Origin of the sequence: Pseudoalteromonas sp. NCCP-2140, assembly GCF_023708065.1 — a bacterium.
Lineage (GTDB): Bacteria > Pseudomonadota > Gammaproteobacteria > Enterobacterales > Alteromonadaceae > Pseudoalteromonas.
Genome location: NZ_BRCZ01000005.1, coordinates 263,583 through 282,636, shown reverse-complemented (window position 1 = coordinate 282,636; position 19,054 = coordinate 263,583). Strand labels below are relative to the sequence as shown.

The window sequence follows — 19,054 nt, the reverse complement described above, 5'->3', positions numbered from 1 at the left end:
AATAGTTGATAAACAAAAGCCCAAGCAATTGCTTGGGCTTTTTGATTTATGCGATAAGCAAAAATCCTATAAATGCAGCGCTTGCTGCAAGTAAGGTATAAGGCAGTTGCGTGATAGCATGGCTGACTAAATCACACCCTGAGCCTTGCGCGGCAAGTACCGTGGAATCAGAATAGAAGCACGCTTGACTACCAAATGACGACGCCGACAACAAAGCACCAATCACTAAAGGAATATTGGCATCAATTGCGTAAGCCAGTGGCATTACAATAGGAATCGTTACCGCGAAAATCCCCCAGCTTGAACCCGTTGCAAAAGCAAGGACTGCCATTGCTAAAAACACCACGGCAGGTAAGTACTGTGCTGTCATATAAGGGCTTAATGTATTAATGACATATTGCGGAAGCATTAATTGGTCACACACATCTTTAAATATAAATGCAGCAACCACAGTCCCAATAGCGGGGATCATGCTTTTAAAACCATCGAGCATACGCTCAACGAGTTCTGACAATGTCATTAACTTTTGTAACATGTAAAAAGGTAAAACAACGGTAAAGGTTGCAAGCAATCCTTTATATACGTCAATGTCAAAGTAAACAGTAAACGCAACAAGTAAAACTATCGGCACTAAAAAGTTATAGAGTTTGCCGTTTGATGCTGCTGTTTCAAAGTTTTCTTCCGCTGCTTTCACTGCGTATTCATCTGCTGTTTGAATATCTGTGTATAGGCTGCTTGAGATCTCGATTTGATTATTCATGGCACGTAGTTGTGCTTTTTTCATCGGACCAAAAGCAGGGATGACATTTAAGCTAACCAGTAATACCACAATGACTGCAAACCAAGCGTATAACATATAAGGGATTGCTTGAATGTAGACGGCAATACCTTGGCCTTCTGGTGCAACATTATTATCAACTAACAAGCCGCCAAAAAAAACGGCCCATGTAGAGAGTGGTACAAGCACACAGATAGGCGCAGCAGTTGAGTCAACAACATAAGCGAGCATTTCACGGCTAATTTTAAACTTATCGGTGATACGCTTCATGGTTTCACCAACGGTTAATGCATTTAAGTAATCATCAATAAAAATAATCACACCTAGCACAAAGGTCATCAGCAACGATGAGCGCTGGCCTTTTGCAAATTTTAACGCTAATTCGGCGAAGGCACTTGCACCTCCGGTTCTCACTAATAAAGCGATTAATGCACCAAACCCACCACAGACTAAAATTAGCCAAGCAATGGTTTCGTCTTGCATTACTTTTAATGAAATATCAGCAAAATTGGATAACACAGCGGTTGGGCCTAGCATGGCTAAACCAAACAAAGATCCAATTAGTAAAGATAAAATAGGGCGGCGTAAAAATACGGCCAAAACCACCACCAATACTGGCGGCAGTAAACTTAACGCAGAAGGTTCTTGCATTATATTTTTCACACAGTTAAGCAATGCGAGATTGCTTACAGAAATCAGAAGTCTATCGACTCAAGTAACTGCTTTACGCGAACACACTTTTATGGACCCATTAGGGAAAGTGCCTGCGTTGGCTGGCGCCAGACAGTATAGAGGGTATACTGCTTTTGTTTTGCCCAAAACATCGCAAGAAAAATAATCCTGAATATTAATTTAGTCAATAACAATTTTTATTGCGATGATAATTATTTTACACTCATCAATAACGTCACTTTTTATTAAATGAGCAAAGGGATTATGGCATTTTCAGATACTTACAGACTCAGTAGCCATGCGGTTATCACCAACAACCAAGGGCAAGTGTTATTACTAAAAGCTGATTACGGTCAAAAAAGTTGGGGGTTACCTGGCGGCGCTTTAGATAAAGGTGAAACCATTCATCAAGCGTTACTTCGCGAATGCCAAGAAGAACTTAATTGTGACGTAGAAATAGCTTATTTAAGTGGTGTTTATTATCACACAGCGTTTAACTCTCATGCGTTTATTTTCCGTGCTCATATGGCTGAGGACGCTGAGATAATGTTGAGCGATGAGCACACAGAGTTCGGCTACTTCGATATAGACGAGTTATCTAAAGTACAAAAAGAGCGTGTTCTTGACTGCCTTGATTTTACCAATGATGTCGTTAGTAAGGTGTTTTAATAAATGTTAGATATATATTTACGTGCCGGGCAGCCTGATGATGCGACTTTTATCGTTGAGCTTTTAAACCAAGCAACATTTTTAGAGCACATTGGTAATAAAAATATTAATACGCCTGTACAAGCTGAGCATTATATTCAACAAACGTTTATAAATAGCCACCAGCAATTGGGCTTTGGCAGTTATATTGTTTGTTTAGCTGATGATACTCCGGTTGGAATGGTGGGGCTCTTTCAGCGCGATGCGTTAGCTATCCCCGATTTAGGATTTGCATTGTTAGCTAAATATGAAGGCAAGGGTATTATTACAGCTGCTGCTCGGTTATTGATGGCAAAAAAACACGTATTAGAGCTTGGTGTGCTTGCTGCAATAACCTCGCAAACAAATATTGGTTCACAGAAGGTGTTACAGAAACTTGGTTTTGAGTTTCTAGGCGATGTCATCATTAACGATGACAATCAGCCTCTAAAACTCTTATTAAAGAGCAAGCTTTGATACTTCGTTTGCAACCTGTTTGTTGACCTTTAGCCACGTTGACTCAAGTGTTGCGACAAGCCCTTCGTAATCACTGTCTTGAAGTGGTGTAAGCTCATTAAAATAATTGACCGCCTTTAACTTTCGGCCAGATTCAGGGTTTGTATAGTACAAACGCCAAAGCCCGGCAATGTTGGCATTGCCTTGTTCATCGCCGTTGAAGTGATGTAGCTCATACTCTAATTCATAAAAGCTTTGCTGATCTAAATCGGTGATCACTGGCAAGCCTTTTATTACCATCCAATTATCAAGGTCAGTGTAAAGCTGTTGATGGGCACTGGCGGTTAACATTAAATCAGGTGATTCGCTCCATAAATGGTAGTTAGCAGCATTGACTCGGTTGTTGTCGAGAACCATAGCAATACCGCGATTATTAAGCGCACCACGTAGCTGTACGGTGTTAATTCTGAGCTGAGCTTGCGTATTTTCTGCTAAGCGTTGCATCGCAGTAATTGGCTGCGAAAATTGATAATACTCAATGGTCGAGAATGACGTTTGACTGCAGGCCGAAAGTAACAGCACTGATGCCACTGAAGCACAGAGTTTATAGTTCATTATTGTTTCCTCGGCGTTGGATCGGCAGGTAGCTCTTTATCAAAGATCAACATATTAGGTTGCTGGTTTAAACCTCTTGTGAATGGCTGTAGCTCTTCACTTAAACGTTTAAATTCAGATAAAGTCGTTTGCAACTGCTGGTGGAATGTTGAACCTTGCTCATAACTTGCCATGGTCTTTTCAAATTGTTTCATGGTTTTATCGAACTGTTGCATGCTCTTAGTCATTTCTGCAAAGTTGCGATTTATATCACCCGGTAAGTCTTGTGTATCTTGCTTATTTAGTAACTCTCTCATGTCATGAGCAAGCGCTTGGTACTCGGCAAAGGTGGTCTGCATTTGTGCCAAACTATCTTCAATTTTAAGGTTATTTACTTTATTTAATACATCAGAGACTTGGTCGGCTATGACTGTAATACCGCTTGATACACTCGGGAATACAGTGTACTCGGCTATTGTCTTTAATTCGGCAGGCTCTGCATTATCGTAAATATCTAAGTCAACGTACACGGCGCCAGTGAGTAAGTTACCCGGCTTTAAAGATGCTCGAAGACCATTTTTGATCCAGCCATTTAAACTCGAATGCCAAAACTCGCGTGCTGCTGTACTGTCGTGGTAGAGGCGCCCATATTCAATCTTTATCAGGGCAGGTACTGCGGTGTTATCAGTTCTAAAGTGTGCAGGCTTACCATCTATTATCACACTTGCAGGTGCTTCAACTACACTACCGATACGCATACCTCGGTATTCTACAGGAGCGCCAGCGCGTAAGCCGCGAATTGATTGCTCAAAGTCAATTAAGTAATAGTCAAAATCATAAAAGCGTTCCTCTAAGGCGGCTTTGTAGCTATTACTTAAAGAAAAACTATGGCCGTTACTGGCAACTTCACCGGGCGCTTGTTGCTCAGGAATACCAACAGAAATACCGCCTTTGAGCAATTTACTTAACGAGCCTGTATTAACATTAATACCATCTGCAGAGAGGTCTATTTCGATGCCTGAGTTTACCCAGAAAATAGAGTTTAAGGTGATTAAGTTTTGATATGGCTCATTGATAAAAATGCCATATTTCATCGCTTGATTCTTCCAATCAAAGGTGGCGGTTTCTATTTGGCCAATTTTGTAATCTTTAAAGTAAATACCGGTACTCACATCAAGCACTTCTGCGTTATAACTTAACAGTGTGAAGCGCCCACCTTTTACATCTTTACCAATTAAAGCCGGTTCATCTTGTAGCTCAAATCTTTCGGCCAGCTTTTTACTCTCTCCCGGTGCAAATTCTAAATACACACCAGAGAGTAGGGTACTCATGCCACTTATGCCGGTATCGTCAATCCGTGGTTTTACAACCCAAATTTTCGCATCATCTGTGAGTAAATCGTCGTAATGTTTATCGATTTGCGCCCGTGCGATAACGCTATTTTGTTTATCTGATAAACGAACATGGTCGATTTGGCCAATTTTCACGCTACGTACTTTTATTTCTGTTTTACCGGCTACAATACCTTCTGCATGAGGCATTTTGATGAAGATGGTGGTGCCTTTATTTGCTTGATACTGGTACAACATCCATGCGCCGATTAATAAGGCAATAACTGGAATGATCCAGATTGCCGATATATTTGGCGCTGTTTTTATTTTAGCGGTTTCGCTCATGCCAAGGTCTCTTGTTTCGCAGTACTTAAGTTATCTGGGTTATCCCACAATAAACGGGGATCAAACGCATGGGCTGCCAACATCTGGCAAATAACCATGGTTGTAAAAAATATTGTGCCAATGCCAGGTGTTACTGACATTAAGTTTCCGAGTTGCACTAAGGCTACTAGAATCGCCACAACAAATACATCGATCATTGACCATTTACCAATAAATTCAGTCAATTGATAGATACGCGTATAGCTTTTAGTTTGTCTGTTTGCTGGCCTCATCACCATAAAGCATAAAAAACTTAATATTAGCGCTTTGGCAAGGGGAACAACCACACTCGCTAAAAAGATGATCATTGCGATAGGGTACGAGCCACTATTCCATAAAATCATTACGCCACCAATAATGGTCGATGGAGTTTCATCGCCAAGGCTTGTGGTGTACATAATAGGATAGACATTAGCAGGAATATAACAGGCCACTGAGGTTAATAACCATGCTGCGGCTTTTTGCACACTAAAAGGGTTACGACTGTAAGTTTTAGAGTCGCAGCGTGAACAGATTTCGGTCGCACACAGTTGCCCACAAACATGACATGCTCTTAAACCTTGATCAATAGCACGCGTATTTGGCTGTGTTTGCTCTATATATTCTGGTTCTTTTAATTGTTGCCATAAGGTGTGCTTATTTAATTTTGCTGTGGCTGCCACATAACAGATAACAAAAGCGCTATAAGCCCAAAAGCTTACACCAAATTCAATATCGGCCATCGACATGATTTTAACCATACTGACCATCACACCAATTAAAAAAATCTCAGACATGATCCAAGGCTCTAACGCAAAGGTGGTTTTTAACAGTCTTTTTCCCCATTGATACGGCAGCGCTTTTAGTAAGCCTAAATGCAGAGGAATTATGAGTACTAATAAAAGTAGTGGCAGACCAATAATACTGGTGTCGATGAACAAACCTAAAAAGTCGTTGTCGTAATTAAAGAGAATACGTGCGGCATCTGGTAAGGTGATTGTTTGGGTAATACCACTACTGGTAAAAGACAGAAATGGGTAAAACATACTACTCAGTAGCATAACAATAGCACTTAAACTTAGTGCGACCACCATACTATCTTGGTTAGCTTGCGATGCCGAAAGCTTTGTATTGCAATGAGGGCATATTGCCACTTGTTTTGCACTTAAGTGTGGGATCTCAATGACAAGATCGCAGCTAGGACAGGCTGTTTGCAAACTTAGGGTCTCTTAAACAAGAACTTAGTTAAGTTTGCATCAAATAGTGTATAAATTCAAATGCACCTTTGTTTAATATAAGCTAATATTTGTACAAAGCGATTACGCTTTTTAATACATTTAATTCTTTAAGGTGAGCAGTGAAGCAATTATTTATCCTTTTAATGTTGTTTGTTAGTGTTAAAGGTGAGTGTTTATCTGAGCCAAATACGCAAAAGCCTATAGTTGTTGCTGCAAGCGCCTCTTTGCCTCCTTACGTCATTCAAGACACTAACAGCGGTATTCAACTCGAAATATTGAAAGCTGCTTTAAAATCGCAAGGCATATCTAATATCGATATCCATTACATGTCTAATAAGCGTGCTGAGCAGCAGCTTATGCAGGGCAAAGTAGATATTGCATTAAATTTTCCACCCGTACTCACGCCGCATGTTTATAAAAGTGACGAGCTACTGAGCTACCAAAATGTGGCGGTTAGCCTTGCCAATAAAGAGCTGAAAATTAATAGTATTTACGATTTAGCAGGTAAAAGCGTGCTTGCCTTTCAAAATGCGACGAATTTCATTGAAGCACCTTTTAAATCGGTTACTAATATTTTGCGTTCTTATGAAGAAGTAGTTAATCAAGAAGCACAAGTTGATCACCTTATGAAAGGCTGGGTCGATGTAATTATCTTAGAGCGCCGAGTGTTTTTATATTATTTAGAAAAATATAAACAAAGCGCTGAGGTTAAACCTTTTATTGTGCATGCAATTTTTAAAGAAGCACCAAGACCTGCGTTCTTTTACAGTAAAACCTTAAAAAACACCTTTAATTTGGGTCTTGGTGAGATCATTGAGTCAGGCCAGTACCAAGCAATTATTCGCCTTGATGGTACTGAGTACGCGCAACTTTCAAAGCCCGAGTTACGCGAATAACGCGACGGTTTGGCGGCTTAGCGCAATTAGCTTACCGTCTTCACTCCAAATGCAGCCATCTTCTAGCCCATAGCCATCCTTACTATGGTGTGTAACCGCTTCGTAGCCAATCCAAGCATCATGGGCAATTGCAGGCTCTTCTACAAATTCTATGTACCACGACATACTACTTGCTGGTGCAGGTTGCTTATACATTTGTAATAAGGTTGGTGGCCATGCATCTGTTAGGGCGATGATATGGGCTTCAGTCATTTGCTCTGGCACATGTTTGAATTTCATCCAGCCACCTAAATGTGAGGTATCTGCTCCAGAGAAAGGCATATTGCCGTCTTGTAAACACAATGCCACATGCTGGAAAAATGCCGGCATGACGCCTTCCTTATAAGGTAGAGTGAAACGCTCATCAACCGGTTTTAGCTGCATGGTCTTAGTGACATCTACACGAACATCGGACTGTCTCTGTGCACCAAAGCAGGCTTGTGTAATAACACAAACATCGCCATTTTGAATCACTTTTGCTAGTACCTGCGCACTGTTTTTGCCTTCGCGTAAAACGTCAACTTCGATTGAAAAATCATTGTCAGCGATTAACGGGCCAACAAAGTTAGTGCTTAAAGATAATAAACGGCGAGAGCTATCGATATGCTGACGTATTGCTTGATATAATAAAGCTGCAGATAATCCACCAAACGCTGTGCGACCTTGGCACCAGTTTTCTGGAAACTGCATAACTTTTGTTTTGTCTTTGCCTAGTTCAGCTGCCATGGCGAGTAATTGTTCAAAATGCATAATTTTCCTTAACATTTATTGTTATGGTGTTTGTTATAGCATAGCTAAAGTCATCAGACCAGTTTGTTTATCCTGCAAGCAGGCTGAGAAAACAGCGCTTTTTGTGGAAAAAACGCCCATTTCGAAAATATTCCAAAAAAAAGTAATTTTTTTTCATTTTTACAGTTGAATTCAGTTTCCTGCACCCCTATCTACTAGTCATCGAACGTTTTAACGAATTTTGAAGTTGGAGAAGATTCATGGGTAGAATTATTGGAATCGATTTAGGTACTACTAACTCTTGTGTAGCAGTACTAGACGGTGATAAAGCACGCGTTATCGAAAACGCGGAAGGCGATCGCACAACACCATCGATCATTGCATATACGCAAGACGGTGAAACATTAGTTGGTCAACCTGCAAAACGCCAAGCAGTAACTAACCCAACTAACACATTATTTGCAATCAAGCGTCTAATTGGTCGTCGTTTTGAAGACGAAGAAGTACAACGCGATATCGGTATCATGCCTTTTAAAATTGTAAAAGCTGATAACGGTGATGCATGGGTTGAAGCACGTGGCGAGAAACGTGCTGCACCACAAATTTCAGCAGAAGTGCTGAAAAAAATGAAGAAAACAGCAGAAGACTTCCTAGGTGAAGCGGTTACTGAAGCAGTAATCACAGTACCTGCATACTTCAATGACTCACAACGTCAAGCAACTAAAGATGCTGGTCGTATTGCTGGTCTTGAAGTTAAACGTATCATCAATGAGCCAACTGCCGCTGCACTTGCATACGGCATGGACAAAAACAAAGGTGAAAACGTTGTTGCAGTATATGACTTAGGTGGTGGTACTTTCGATATCTCTATCATCGAAATCGACGAAGTTGAAGGCGAGCACACGTTTGAAGTTCTAGCAACTAACGGTGACACTCACTTAGGTGGTGAAGATTTCGATAACCGTGTTATCAACTACTTAGTTGAAGAGTTTAAGAAAGATCAAGGTATCGACCTTAAGAACGACCCGCTTGCAATGCAACGTGTTAAAGAAGCTGCTGAAAAAGCGAAGATTGAACTTTCTTCTGCACAACAAACAGAAGTTAACTTACCGTACGTGACTGCTGACGCAACTGGTCCTAAGCACATGAACGTGAAAGTTACTCGTGCAAAACTTGAGTCACTTGTTGAAGACTTAGTAACTAAGTCAATCGAGCCACTTAAGCGCGCACTAGCTGATGCTGATTTATCAGTAAGCGACGTAAATGACATCATCCTTGTTGGTGGTCAAACACGTATGCCTTTAGTACAAAAAACAGTTGCTGAGTTCTTTGGTAAAGAGCCTCGTAAAGATGTTAACCCAGATGAAGCAGTTGCAGTAGGTGCAGCGATTCAAGGTGGTGTACTAGCTGGTGACGTTAAAGACGTACTACTACTTGACGTATCTCCGTTATCACTAGGTATCGAGACTATGGGTCAAGTAATGACAGCGCTAATCGAGAAAAACACGACGATTCCTACTAAGAAATCACAAGTTTTCTCAACAGCTGAAGACAACCAATCAGCGGTAACGATTCACGTACTACAAGGTGAGCGTAAGCGTGCAAGCGATAACAAATCACTAGGTCAATTTAACCTAGAAGGTATTCGCCCAGCACAACGTGGTACTCCACAAATCGAAGTAACATTCGACGTAGATGCGGACGGTATCTTACATGTATCTGCTAAAGATAAAGATACAGGTAAAGAGCAGAAGATCACAATCCAAGCTTCTTCAGGTCTAAGCGATGATGAAGTAGAAAAAATGGTTCGTGATGCTGAAGCGCACGCTGAAGAAGATAAGAAATTCGAAGAGCTAGTAGCGACTCGTAACCAAGCTGATGCAATGGTTCACGGTACACGTAAGCAAATCGAAGAAGCGGGTGATGCATTACCTGCAGAAGATAAAGAAGCAATCGAAGCTGCGCTTACAGAGCTAGAAGCGGCGATTAAAGGTGACAATAAAGAAGAGATTGAAGCGAAAACACAAGCTCTTGCTGAGAAGTCACAAAAGCTAATGGAAATTGCACAAGCTAAAGCACAGCAGCAACAAGGCGGTGCGGATGCAGGTGCTGAGCAATCTTCTGCAAAACAAGACGACGATGTTGTTGATGCAGAGTTCGAAGAAGTGAAAGACGACAAGTAATTGCTTGTTTCGCTTCTGCCTAACGTAATAATGGCTGCTTTGTTTAGCCAATTAAGTTAGGATGAAATGATTGAGGCGCGCCAGCGATTTCGCTTGACGCGCCTTTTGCATGTATATAAATGGTAAATTGATAAGTTGCTAATCCTCTTAAATGGTTTTGACCATAATACGATTTGTATCAGTCGATTTACCTTACGCAGTGTAGCTGCAGTAAAAAGAGTAGTGTGATAGATATGTCAAAAAGCGATTATTATGAAGTTCTCGGCGTGAGCAAAGATGCCAGCGAACGAGACATAAAAAAAGCGTATAAGCGCTTAGCGATGAAATATCATCCAGACCGTACCGCAGGCGATAAAGACCTTGAAGCTAAATTTAAGGAAGTAAAAGATGCCTACGAAGTACTAACTGACCCGCAAAAGCGTCAAATGTATGATCAGTACGGCCATGCAGCCTTTGAACAAGGTGGTGGCGGTCATGGCGGTGGCTTCGGCGGCGGTCATGGTGATTTTGGTGATATTTTCGGTGATGTGTTTGGAGATATCTTTGGTGGTGGCGGTGGTCGTCGTCAATCACGTCAACAACGTGGTTCGGACTTACGTTACAACATGGACTTAAGCCTTGAAGAGGCTGTTCGTGGTAAAGATGTCGAAATTAAAGTACCAACCTGGGTTAGCTGTAAGCCATGTGACGGTAGCGGTGCAAAAGCTGGTTCTAAACCAAAAACATGTACTACCTGTCATGGTGCAGGCCAAGTACAAATGCGCCAAGGTTTCTTCGCGGTTCAGCAAACGTGTCCTACGTGTCAGGGCACAGGTCAAATTATTTCTGATCCATGTGACAGCTGTCATGGTCAAGGTCGCGTAGAAAAAACTAAGACCTTATCAGTTAAGATCCCAGCGGGTGTTGATACAGGTGACCGTATTCGTCTATCGGGCGAAGGTGAAGCGGGCATGCATGGAGCACCAGCTGGTGATTTATACGTTCAGGTTTCTGTACGTGAACATCCGATTTTCCAACGTGATGGTAATAACCTGTATTGTGAAGTGCCTATTGGCTTTACAACAGCAGCACTGGGCGGTGAAATTGAAGTTCCGACACTGGATGGCCGTGCAAAACTGAAGATCCCATCAGAAAGCCAAACGGGCAAGATGTTCCGTATGCGTGGTAAAGGCGTTAAGTCTGTACGTAGTGGCGCTCAAGGTGACTTGATCTGTAAAGTGGTTATTGAAACGCCGGTTAATCTTAATGATCGTCAACGTGAATTGCTTGAAGAACTTGAGCAAAGCATGGGTAAAGATGGCTCTAAAAACCGTCCAAAAGAAAAAGGTTTCTTTGACGGTGTGAAGAAATTCTTCGATGACCTAACTAAGTAACTCTAGTTAAGCAACTTTAGTTAGAGAGTAAAAAAGGCGCTAATAAGCGCCTTTTTTTATTGGTAATTGCCTACTTTAGTGATCTAAGAATAGGTAGTTTTGCCAACTTTTCATTCTGATCAATACTTTACGCATTACTGATACGTGCTCGAAGTGTTCTGAATAAACAGCGACTTCTGTGCTTGTCCCCTGTGGTAGGTGATATTCACTCATGTCGTCTGTGATTTTTAAGGTGACAATTGCGCGGCCTTGGCGAGCAAAAAACTCAGTGCCCATCAGTGTGCCCTGTGCTTGTACTTGCCCTTCACCAATAGCAGGTAATACATCGATTACTTCACCCGCAAAGGTTTTGCCAGGAATAGCTTTAAAGATAAAGTCTGCTTTGTAGCCTGGTTCGAGTCTTAATAGTGAATTTTGTCTAAATGCAGCGACGTAAACGGTATCTTCTTTGTGCACAAAGGTCATTACTGGGCGTAGTGGCATTGGTACTGCAATCATCCCAGGGCGTAATGTTAGTTGTGTAACATAGCCATCGGTAGGTGCATAAACGCTTGTGCTGTCTAAGTTAAATTGAGCTTGCTCTAAATTAGCGCGAGCTGCGGCAATTTTAGTTTGCTCACCATTTATTTCTGACTCAAATGCAAGTTTCTGACGTAACTCTTCGGCCTGTGCTGCTTCGTAACTTGCCTTTGCTGCTAAGTATACACCTAATTTATTATCAACTTGGCCTTTTGAGTAAGCACCGCTTTTTGCGCCTTTTTCATAACGTTCGTATTCTTTCTTACTACGATCATATTCAGCTTTAGCCATTAGGGCACTGGCTTGTGCTGATTTATAGGCCGCTTCTAAACCGAGCACTGACTGTTTTGCATCTTGCAAAGCGGCAATCGCTTGATTTAGTTTGGCTCGATATAAGGTATCGTCTAGGCGAAACAGTAAGGCACCTTTTTTAACAGGCTGATTTGGTTTTATTGCAACTTCTTCAACGGTACCGCGTACATTTGGCACAATCGGTGTTGTGACATAGGCACTGCTGGCCATATTTGAATGTGGATGGTTATAGTTCATTAACAGGATCAAAGCGCCGATAAGGACCACACCACCGAGTACCGCGGTAGGTACTGTCCATTTATTAAGTGGGATTTTAAAAACTTTAAAGATACCAATGCACAATGCGGTATAGGTGAGTATTAATAACAAATCCATATTCTATTTCTCTTTATTATTCGATTGAGCATTTATTTGTGCTTGTAGCGCTGCCACTGTGGCTGTCAGGCTTGCCACTTTTTCAGCTAAGTCTTCTTGTTCCTTTTGGATCTGGTTAAAACCCCAACCGCGGTCATCACGCCATAATGTCGCCCAAACCCATAAAAATGGCCACAGCACGTGTAGGGTAAATAGGCTAACCCAGCCTGCATAATGGATGGCATCTTGATGAGGGTGATTACGCTTTTTGGCAATTTCGTAGGGAATATCGTGAATGGCAATAACACCATAAAATATTACTACCGTTACAAACACTAGCATGACCAGTGCAAAGTAGTCTAAAAACATGTACTTTCCTTTGTTTAACTTATAATCAATTTAATAATACGTGAAATTTACCTAATTCCTAGTCGGTATTTTCAGATTTAGTTCAGCACAACGTAGTAGTCGGTATCAGCAAGGCAACGACATAAAGTCACATCCTCTGAAAATGTAGTGTTTTGTATTCGGCCTTTTTCTAAGCCAAGCGTATGGCATTTGCTCTGACAATCCATGTAAGCATTCCATGCTAGGTATTCGTTGCACACAAAATTCACTGCATACAATAGGGTGAGTATGATAAATAACTGTTTGGCTAGATAGAGCCCTGTGTGTCTAGACATGCTTGATACCCTGCCCAGGATTCATTACTTTAGTGTAGTCGAATTAGGCCTATTTAGTGTGTTTTGTAGCGGTTTTTCTATTGCCTTATATTCCTTGTTCACGGTATGTTTCATAAAGTGACTGCTAATTAATTAGTTATAGGAAAATCAATGACGCCGGCTATAAACTTACTGAAGAAGAAAGGTATTAGTTTTGATGTGCTCAGCTATCAGCATGAGCCTTCGCAACAACAGTTTGGCCTTGAAGCGGTTGAAAAGCTTAAGCTACCAGCAGAGCAAGTATTTAAAACATTAGTACTTGAAGATGCTGACCACCAGCTTTTGGTTGCTATTGTGCCAGTTAGCCAGCAAGTTAACCTTAAAATGCTAGCAAAAGCGGCAAAGGTTAAAAAAGTACAAATGGCTCCACAACAAAAAGTCGAAAATACCACAGGTTATATTTTAGGTGGGGTAAGCCCGCTAGGTCAGAAAAAGCGCCTTAATACCTATGTGCATCAATCTGCAGATAGCTTTGATGTGATGTATGTTTCAGCTGGTAAGCGAGGCCTTGAGATTGCTTTGGCGCCTAAGGATTTATGCAGTTTATTAAATGCTAAGCTGGCAGACTTTTAACAATGTATTTTTGGTAGGTTATGCCAGCGGGTTGTGTAATGAGGTGATAAGTACGCGCGTTTCATATGCCAACGGGTCGTTGGAGTTTCGCTGGCTATGGCAAGGGTACCCACGCCATAACGAGTGTTAATGCTATCAAGACACTTCATCAGTTTTGGGTTATCGATAGGCGCTTGAAATAGATCAGGTTGCTGGAACATTTGGCTTGATAACTCAAGAGCACCTACACCACATTTATAAAATCGTACTCCAGGTTTATAAAGGTGCTCAAATACTTCGCTGATAGCATTGGCGAACACACAACTATCGGCGGTGGCGACACTAAACTCATAAATATAGGACTTTTTATAATAGCCATCTTGGTGAGGAGAACTGGCCACAAACATTAATAAGCGTTGAGTGTGTGAGCCTTGCGCACGTAGTTTTCTTGCTACAATGACACAATGATTGATCAGTGCCGTTTTCAGCGCGGTGGCGTCAGTGATACGCTCTCCAAAACTACGGGTCGAAAAAATCTCTTTTTTGTCTTGGCGTACTTCATCCCAGGCTAAACAGCTTTTACCGCGTAACTCGTTCACTGTGCGCTCTAATACAATACTAAATAGGCGCTTTATTTTTCGTGGTTCTTGCTCGGCTAAATCAAAGGCTGTATTAATATTCATTGCTTTGAGTTTTTTAGCTAAGCGTCGACCAACGCCCCAAACATCTTGTACGTCCATGGCTTTTAAAATGGCTACCCGTGAAGCTTCTGAGTCAATCACTGCAACGCCATCAAAGCCGGGGAGTTTTTTCGCTGCATGATTGGCGGCTTTGGCTAGGGTTGCTGTTGGGCCAAATCCAACACCGACAGGCAGCTTTGTTTCGCGCCATACGGTACGGCGAATATCATGGCCATAGCGATGCCAATCATGGATAAGTTTTTTGAAACCAGTAAAGTTTAAAAATGATTCATCAATAGAGTATATGTGCTGATTATCGCAAAAGCGGCCAATCACGTTCATCATCCGCTCGCTTAAATCCGCATACAGCTCATAGTTAGATGAGCGGATCACCACTTGGTTATCTTCGAGTATTTTCTTTACTTGAAAATAAGGCTGAAATTTTGGAATAGCCAGCTTTCGTGCAATAGGGCACACGGCACAAATACAGCCATCGTTGTTAGTAAGAACCACGACCGGTTTACTACGAATAGCTGGGTCAAATACTTTTTCGGCGCTGGCATAAAAGGCCACCGCATCGACTAAGGCGTACATGCTAATAGCTCTTTACTACTGCGATGTAAGCGAATTGAGCGAGTGACCACGCCTTCTAATTGAAATTCATCCGATTGGCGTAGTTGCACTGCAGGGTATTTAGGCGAGGCTGATAATAGCTGGGCATTGTGTTTATCTAATAGCTTACAAACAAATAAACCATTTAGATTCGCGACAATGACATCGCCATTTTTAACATCTTCGGCGCGATCAACCAGTAATAAGTCACCATCAAAAATCCCCACACCTTGCATTGATTCGCCAGAGGCAATACCAATAAATGTTGCATCAGGGTGTTTAATCAATAGCTGATCTAATGATAAGCCTAGCTCTTTGTATTGTGCTGCCGGTGATTCAAAACCACATACGCCAGCTTCGATATAAATAGGAATAACACGCATAACAAAACCACTATACTGTACGTTTGTACAGTATAGTGGTTTGTGGTTATCTTGCCAATAAGATCACGGGGTGTTGTGATTGATATTTTCGATCATGGTTGTGGCAATAGCGATAAAATCACGTACTTGCTGATCAGTTAAACCGTGGCAAAGTTTGGCATCAACCTCTTGCTCTGCAACTTCTAAACGCGAGAACAGGGCGTTACCTTGATCAGTAAAGGATAAAATTAAACAGCGTTTGTCATTTTCGTCAGCACATTTAGAAACCAGTTCAAGCTTTATAAGCTCTTTTACTAAGCGTGCTATTTGTGCTTTATCACGACCTGTTTTGGCAACAATATCATTGGCAGTACAGTGCTGTGTTTCGGCAATGATATGTAAGCAGCGTACATGCAGTGCGTTAAGACCAAGCTCGTTGGCGTTAATGGCTTCGCGAACAGTGACACGGTAACTTTGTGCCAGTGTAAATAAAGCAGAAGAAAGAGAGGTTTGTGGCATGGTTCACCTAAGTTAAGCAAGTTTTCATTAGTTGACAAAGTCAATTAAAAGCGTATAGTTGACTATATCAACTATTGGGGCGTTGTGCAATTTAACCAGCTAGGAGACCAAGATGGCTAGAAAAGTTCGTCGTGCAAACGTATTAAGTACTACACGTATTTCCCCGCATCTACAAAGAATTGTTGTTGGCTCAGAGGAGTTTGCCGATTTTCCACAAGATGCAAAAGGTGCGTACGTAAAGGTATTACTCCCGCATGCCGGTGAATCTAAGGTTGAACTTGATTTACACGCTGAGCATCCTGCATTAATGCGCTCTTACACTATTCGTGATATCAACCCAATTAACGGTGCAATTACCCTCGACTTTGTGGTTAACCAACATCAAGGCGTGGCAACCAACTGGGCACAAAATGCGTGTGTAGGCGACGAGGTAGGCATAGCAGGCCCAGGCCCTAAAAAACTCACTGATTTTACGCAAACACATTATTTAATGCTGGCAGATTTAACCTCTGTAAATGCAATCAATGGCTACTTACAAGCCCTGCCACAAGATGCCACTGTCGATGTCATTATTCATGTTGCTGATAAAGCCGACATCATTGAACTTGAGCAAATTAAAGCACATACCCAACACAGTGTTGAATGGTTAGTTACAGATGAGCCAGAAACCGATCTGCTCGACCAAATAACACGCTTATGCGCAGGTTATAACACGCAACCTATGGTGTTTATGGCGCTAGAAGCAAATTTGGTGAAGGCAATTCGCCGTTTAATTACAAGCAGTTTTGAAATTGATCGTGAACACATAGTTGCATCGGCCTATTGGAAGCGTGGTATTGATGCCGATGGCCTAAAGGTGGAAAAACAGCAACAAAGCCGTGCCTAATTAGCATTTGAAAAATAGCCATTCGCTCTCATTAACTAAGTATAAAGAGTTAAACTTTGGAGAGCGAATGTCAGATCTTAGCAACACACCTTTTTCATTGCTTGAATTGAGCCCAATGAAAGAGCATGAAACCGTTTCGCAAACACTAGCTAACAGTGTTACCTATGCACAAACAGCCGACAAACTGGGTTTTAATCGGTTTTGGATGGCAGAGCATCATAATATGCGCGGTATCGTGTGTGCCGCAACTTCAGTACTAATAGGTCATATCGCAGGTAAAACTCAGAATATCCGCGTAGGTGCAGGTGGGGTGATGTTACCTAACCATCCACCGCTGGTGGTTGCTGAGCAATTTGGCACCCTAGAGAGTTTATACCCCGGTCGCATTGATTTAGGTTTAGGCCGAGCACCAGGTAGTGACCCAATTACCAGCCGTGCTTTGCGCCGTGACGAACAACGCGCTGAACACTTCAATGATGAAGTAACGGAGCTGCAAGCTTTACTTGGCCCATATAAAGGTGACTCTCCAGTACGCGCAATCCCAGGTGAAGACACTAATGTCCCAATCTGGTTACTGGGCTCAAGCCTTTATAGTGCGGGGCTTGCTGCTAAAAAAGGTTTGCCATATGCATTTGCGGGTCATTTTGCGCCACGCTTTGTTGAAGATGCCATAGCATTGTATCGCAGAGAATTTCAACCATCTGAGGTATTAGATAAGCCATACGTCATGCTTGGTTTGCCTGTTGTTGCCGCTGACACCGACGAACAAGCACAGTTTTTAGCAACCACAGCGAAACAACGTATCTTAGCACTTATGCGCGGCAAGCCACTTTGGCTTAAAGAGCCTGTTGCAACAATGGAAGGATTGTGGACAGCGCAAGAAAAAATGCAAGTAGAAAGCTTTTTAGGGCTTTCAGTTGTTGGCGGTCAAGCGAGCGTTAAGCATAAGCTGAGTATGATTAAACAAACGCTACAGGTTGATGAGTTTATTTTTACAAATGACCTGTATGAATTGAGTGACAGACAACATGCGCTGGAAATATTAGCAAGCATCATGCACTAATACGGTTTAGCAAATAGTTAATGCGTGTAATGAGTTTTTATGCGCATTGCTTAAGCCCTGACACTCATTTATTAAACGGTTTTATAGATTAAATCAATTTATATAATCCGTTTTAAGGATTGAATTTAACTTTATACAATACATTTATTAACTATTACCCTAGGAAGGTGCACCGTGAAATCTCAAACAATTGCCGCAGTAGAACCACAAACAAAAACAGCATTAATCGCTGAGGGTGGTGGGCAACGAGGGATTTTTACCGCAGGTGTACTCGATGCGTGGTTAGAAAATAATTATGATCCATTCGATTTATTCATTGGTACATCAGCAGGCTCACAGAACTTAACAAGTTATTTAGCGCGTCAAAAAGGCTATGCAAAACGTTTGATCAGAGGCCTTTCTCGTCATAAACGTTTTTTCCAACTTGGCCGCGGGCTGTTTGGTAAAAGCATTGTTGACCTTGATTGGTATTTTGATAAAACCAAAGAGGTAAACCGTGCCCTTGATTTTAAAACAGCAACACAAAGCCTAGGTAAACGCGAACTGTTGATCACAACCACAAACGCGGCTGACCGTAAACCGTATTATTTGAGCCCAAATGGTGAAGATACACAATGGTTGGCCTTGTTAAAAGCATCAAGCGCATTACCCTTTTTATATAAAGACGGCGTTAACTTAACACCTTGGTTAACAACAAAGGCCGCAAACGATGCCATTATTCAAAGCTCTAATACTGATTTAGTGCATGATATGTATTTAGATGGTGGCTTAGCTGCACCTTTACCTGTGAAAGAAGCTTATAACCGTGGTGCTCGTGATATTGTGGTTATTAGAACTGTTGATGAAAACTTTCAAGTACAATCTGAATGGGTAAATAAGTTAAAGTCACTGGTTTGCGTATCAGGTTATTGCCCTAAAACCATTGATTACTTGGTTCAACACGAACAAGCTTATCAAGATGAACTGGATTTCATTGCCAACCCACCAAGTGATGCCCGTATCACGCAAATTTTTGCAGGCGATAAATTACGCAGTAAGCTACTGGGTAGCACAGACTATGATCTTCGTTATGATCACAAATTAGGCCTAGCGGCAGGTCGTGCCTTTTTAGAGAAGCAACTGCTAAATTAGTTG

General features: G+C 41.7%; 20 protein-coding genes. 9 read left to right on the top strand and 11 right to left on the bottom strand.

Annotated elements, in window-relative coordinates; genetic code table 11:
* Window positions 1-46 precede the first annotated feature (46 nt).
* Window positions 47-1,429 carry a Na+/H+ antiporter NhaC family protein gene (locus NFU46_RS12760; protein WP_251602312.1) on the bottom strand — a complete coding sequence of 461 codons (1,383 nt, stop codon included), beginning with the start codon at window positions 1,427-1,429 and terminating at the stop codon, window positions 47-49.
* A gap of 285 nt (window positions 1,430-1,714) precedes the next feature.
* On the opposite strand from NFU46_RS12760, the gene NFU46_RS12755 reads away from it, so the two are divergent.
* Both NFU46_RS12755 and NFU46_RS12750 read left to right on the top strand, forming a co-directional pair.
* Window positions 1,715-2,119: an NUDIX hydrolase gene (locus NFU46_RS12755; protein WP_251602310.1), complete on the top strand. Its 405-nt coding sequence runs from the start codon at window positions 1,715-1,717 to the stop codon at window positions 2,117-2,119.
* 3 nt (window positions 2,120-2,122) lie between these two features.
* Complete coding sequence (locus NFU46_RS12750; RefSeq protein ID WP_062565485.1) at window positions 2,123-2,614, top strand: GNAT family N-acetyltransferase; 492 nt, start codon at window positions 2,123-2,125, stop codon at window positions 2,612-2,614.
* Here NFU46_RS12750 and NFU46_RS12745 read toward each other — a convergent pair.
* The 3 genes from NFU46_RS12745 to NFU46_RS12735 are packed head-to-tail and all read right to left on the bottom strand — an operon-like array spanning window position 2,597 to window position 6,098.
* The gene (locus NFU46_RS12745) at window positions 2,597-3,208 is read right to left on the bottom strand and encodes a membrane integrity-associated transporter subunit PqiC (protein ID WP_130167506.1); all 612 of its coding nucleotides are present in this window, start codon (window positions 3,206-3,208) and stop codon (window positions 2,597-2,599) included. The two genes, NFU46_RS12750 and NFU46_RS12745, sit on opposite strands and share 18 nt — an antisense overlap.
* The gene (gene pqiB / locus NFU46_RS12740) at window positions 3,208-4,863 is read right to left on the bottom strand and encodes an intermembrane transport protein PqiB (RefSeq protein ID WP_251602308.1); all 1,656 of its coding nucleotides are present in this window, start codon (window positions 4,861-4,863) and stop codon (window positions 3,208-3,210) included. Before pqiB ends, NFU46_RS12745 begins: the two co-directional genes overlap by 1 nt.
* Window positions 4,860-6,098, bottom strand: a complete 1,239-nt coding sequence (locus tag NFU46_RS12735) for a PqiA/YebS family transporter subunit (RefSeq protein ID WP_063529372.1) — start codon at window positions 6,096-6,098, stop codon at window positions 4,860-4,862. Before NFU46_RS12735 ends, pqiB begins: the two co-directional genes overlap by 4 nt.
* A 140-nt stretch (window positions 6,099-6,238) precedes the next feature.
* On the opposite strand from NFU46_RS12735, the gene NFU46_RS12730 reads away from it, so the two are divergent.
* Entirely contained in the window at window positions 6,239-7,015 is a 777-nt protein-coding gene (locus tag NFU46_RS12730) for an ABC transporter substrate-binding protein (protein WP_251602306.1), read from the top strand.
* Here NFU46_RS12730 and NFU46_RS12725 read toward each other — a convergent pair.
* A complete protein-coding gene (locus NFU46_RS12725; RefSeq protein WP_251602304.1) occupies window positions 7,004-7,804 on the bottom strand; it encodes a thioesterase family protein in 801 nt (266 codons plus the stop codon). The genes NFU46_RS12730 and NFU46_RS12725 overlap by 12 nt on opposite strands.
* Before the next feature lie 239 nt (window positions 7,805-8,043).
* On the opposite strand from NFU46_RS12725, the gene dnaK reads away from it, so the two are divergent.
* Complete coding sequence (dnaK, locus tag NFU46_RS12720; protein ID WP_175081430.1) at window positions 8,044-9,966, top strand: molecular chaperone DnaK; 1,923 nt, start codon at window positions 8,044-8,046, stop codon at window positions 9,964-9,966.
* 233 nt (window positions 9,967-10,199) lie between these two features.
* Complete coding sequence (gene dnaJ, locus NFU46_RS12715) at window positions 10,200-11,339, top strand: molecular chaperone DnaJ (RefSeq protein WP_054563084.1); 1,140 nt, start codon at window positions 10,200-10,202, stop codon at window positions 11,337-11,339.
* 75 nt (window positions 11,340-11,414) lie between these two features.
* On the opposite strand, the gene NFU46_RS12710 is transcribed toward dnaJ, so the two are convergent.
* The 3 genes from NFU46_RS12710 to NFU46_RS12700 all read right to left on the bottom strand — a co-directional run bounded on the left by NFU46_RS12710 (window position 11,415) and on the right by NFU46_RS12700 (window position 13,207).
* The gene (locus tag NFU46_RS12710) at window positions 11,415-12,545 is read right to left on the bottom strand and encodes an HlyD family secretion protein (RefSeq protein ID WP_251602302.1); all 1,131 of its coding nucleotides are present in this window, start codon (window positions 12,543-12,545) and stop codon (window positions 11,415-11,417) included.
* Between the two features lie 3 nt (window positions 12,546-12,548).
* A complete protein-coding gene (locus NFU46_RS12705; RefSeq protein WP_054552213.1) occupies window positions 12,549-12,893 on the bottom strand; it encodes a DUF3302 domain-containing protein in 345 nt (114 codons plus the stop codon).
* Between the two features lie 77 nt (window positions 12,894-12,970).
* Window positions 12,971-13,207, bottom strand: coding sequence for a hypothetical protein (locus NFU46_RS12700; RefSeq protein WP_130167504.1), 237 nt, complete (start codon window positions 13,205-13,207; stop codon window positions 12,971-12,973).
* Between the two features lie 150 nt (window positions 13,208-13,357).
* Between NFU46_RS12700 and ybaK the strand changes: the two genes are divergently transcribed.
* Window positions 13,358-13,819 (top strand): Cys-tRNA(Pro) deacylase, encoded by a 462-nt coding sequence (ybaK, locus tag NFU46_RS12695; RefSeq protein WP_058584327.1) that lies wholly within the window; start codon window positions 13,358-13,360, stop codon window positions 13,817-13,819.
* Here ybaK and NFU46_RS12690 read toward each other — a convergent pair.
* From NFU46_RS12690 to NFU46_RS12680, 3 genes are all read right to left on the bottom strand, one after another.
* A complete protein-coding gene (locus NFU46_RS12690; protein WP_251602300.1) occupies window positions 13,816-15,072 on the bottom strand; it encodes a Y-family DNA polymerase in 1,257 nt (418 codons plus the stop codon). The genes ybaK and NFU46_RS12690 overlap by 4 nt on opposite strands.
* A complete protein-coding gene (locus NFU46_RS12685; RefSeq protein WP_054552219.1) occupies window positions 15,060-15,473 on the bottom strand; it encodes a LexA family transcriptional regulator in 414 nt (137 codons plus the stop codon). Before NFU46_RS12685 ends, NFU46_RS12690 begins: the two co-directional genes overlap by 13 nt.
* A 63-nt stretch (window positions 15,474-15,536) precedes the next feature.
* Window positions 15,537-15,971, bottom strand: coding sequence for a MarR family winged helix-turn-helix transcriptional regulator (locus tag NFU46_RS12680; protein WP_054563088.1), 435 nt, complete (start codon window positions 15,969-15,971; stop codon window positions 15,537-15,539).
* 112 nt (window positions 15,972-16,083) lie between these two features.
* On the opposite strand from NFU46_RS12680, the gene NFU46_RS12675 reads away from it, so the two are divergent.
* The 3 genes from NFU46_RS12675 to NFU46_RS12665 all read left to right on the top strand — a co-directional run bounded on the left by NFU46_RS12675 (window position 16,084) and on the right by NFU46_RS12665 (window position 19,051).
* The gene (locus NFU46_RS12675) at window positions 16,084-16,857 is read left to right on the top strand and encodes a siderophore-interacting protein (protein WP_175079960.1); all 774 of its coding nucleotides are present in this window, start codon (window positions 16,084-16,086) and stop codon (window positions 16,855-16,857) included.
* Window positions 16,858-16,924: 67 nt separating this feature from the next.
* A complete protein-coding gene (locus tag NFU46_RS12670; protein ID WP_175079959.1) occupies window positions 16,925-17,920 on the top strand; it encodes an LLM class flavin-dependent oxidoreductase in 996 nt (331 codons plus the stop codon).
* Window positions 17,921-18,094: 174 nt separating this feature from the next.
* Window positions 18,095-19,051 carry a patatin family protein gene (locus NFU46_RS12665; protein WP_175079958.1) on the top strand — a complete coding sequence of 319 codons (957 nt, stop codon included), beginning with the start codon at window positions 18,095-18,097 and terminating at the stop codon, window positions 19,049-19,051.
* The last annotated feature ends 3 nt before the right edge of the window (window positions 19,052-19,054 follow it).